This window comes from Rhodobacter viridis (assembly GCF_003217355.1).
In the GTDB taxonomy this organism is placed as follows: domain Bacteria; phylum Pseudomonadota; class Alphaproteobacteria; order Rhodobacterales; family Rhodobacteraceae; genus Rhodobacter; species Rhodobacter viridis.
On sequence record NZ_QJTK01000050.1, the window covers coordinates 1 to 1,599 of the forward strand.

The window sequence follows — 1,599 nt, forward strand, 5'->3', positions numbered from 1 at the left end:
CACTGGATCTTTCCCGGTCTTGGCGCGGGCTGGGTCGAGGGTCTTGCGATGCTCTCGGTCTTCCTGACGGGCGGCGTTCCGGCGGCGATCCGGGCGGGCGGCGCGCTGATCGAGGAGCGCCAGCTCGACATCGACCTGCTGATGGTCGTCGCCGCCTTGGCCGCCGCCGCCGTCGGTGCCGCGCTCGAAGGGGCGGTGCTGCTGACCCTTTTCAGCCTGTCGACCACGCTCGAACACCGCGCCATGGGCCGCACGCGGCGCGCCATCGAGGCGCTGATGGACCTGCGCCCCGACCGCGCGCTGAGGCGCGTGGGCGAGACCGTCACCGAAGTCGCCGTCGAAGAGCTGCATCCGGGCGACATCGTGATCTTGCGCCCGGGCGCGCGCGTGCCGGTCGATGGCGTCATCATCGAGGGCGAGGGCGCGATCGACGAAAGCACGATCACCGGCGAATCCGTCCCCGTGCACAAGGCGCCCGGCGCGCAAGTCTTTGAAGCGACGGTCAATCTTCACGGCGTCCTCGCCATCGAAGTGCGGCGCGAACTCGGCGAATCCACCGTCGCGCGGATGATCGCGCTTGTGACCGAGGCGCAGGCCGCCCGCGCGCCGTCGGAGCGCTTCTCGGAATGGTTCGGGCAGCGCTACACCATCGCCGTGCTCGCGGGCGCGATCCTCGCCTTTGTCGTCTTTGCCGCGACGGGCCTTGGCTGGCAGGCGGCGCTTTACAAGGCGGCGACGCTGCTGGTGGCCGCAAGCCCTTGCGCCATCGTGATTTCCGTCCCGGCGGCGATCCTCTCGGCGCTCTCGGTCGCGGCCCGCGGCGGGGTGCTGTTCAAGGGCGGCGCGGCCTTGGAAACGCTCGCGCAGGTCGAGACCTTCGCCTTCGACAAGACCGGCACGCTGACGACCGGGCGGCAGGAGATCGTCGACATTCATTGCGAGGGGTCCGAGGACGCCTTCCTCGCCCGGCTGGCGGGCATCGAGGCGCATTCCGAACATCCGATCGCCGAGGCGATCCGGCGTCTGGCCGAAACCCGCGGGCTGACCCCCGCCCCGGTGCGCGAGGCGAAGGCGGTGCCGGGCGAGGGCATGGTCGCCGTCGATGACGAGGGGGTGATCTGGGCGGGCAATGCGCGGCTGGCGGCGCGGATGGGGGCGCGGGCGGGCGCGGATCTGGCGCTGCCGCCGGTGTTGGAAAACGCGCCGCGGACGCTGGTTCTGCTGGGTCGCGGCGCGAAGATCCTGGGCGGCGTGACCTGCGAGGATCGCCCGCGCGCGACGACGCCTGCGGGGCTTGCGGCGCTGCGGGCGGGGGGTGTCGGCCATATCGCGATGCTGACCGGCGATCGCCGCCCGGTGGCGGAGCGGATCGGGACGGAGCTGGGCATTGCGGGCGACGAGATCCACGCCGATCTGCGCCCGGAGGACAAGGTGCGTCTGGTGGCCGATCTGACCGCGAAGGGCCGGGTGGCTTTCGTGGGCGACGGGGTGAACGACGCGGCGGCGCTGGCGCGGGCGGATGTGGGGATCGCGATGGGCGCGGCGGGCTCGGAGGTCGCGCTGCAGGCGGCCGATGTGGCGCTTCTGGCCGATGACATC

Annotated in this window: 1 protein-coding gene; it reads left to right on the forward strand. The window is 72.0% G+C overall.

The window, feature by feature from the left end:
- Positions 1 to 1,599, forward strand: a 1,599-nt coding sequence (locus C8J30_RS18220) for a heavy metal translocating P-type ATPase (protein ID WP_110807486.1), incomplete at both ends; no start/stop codon positions are given.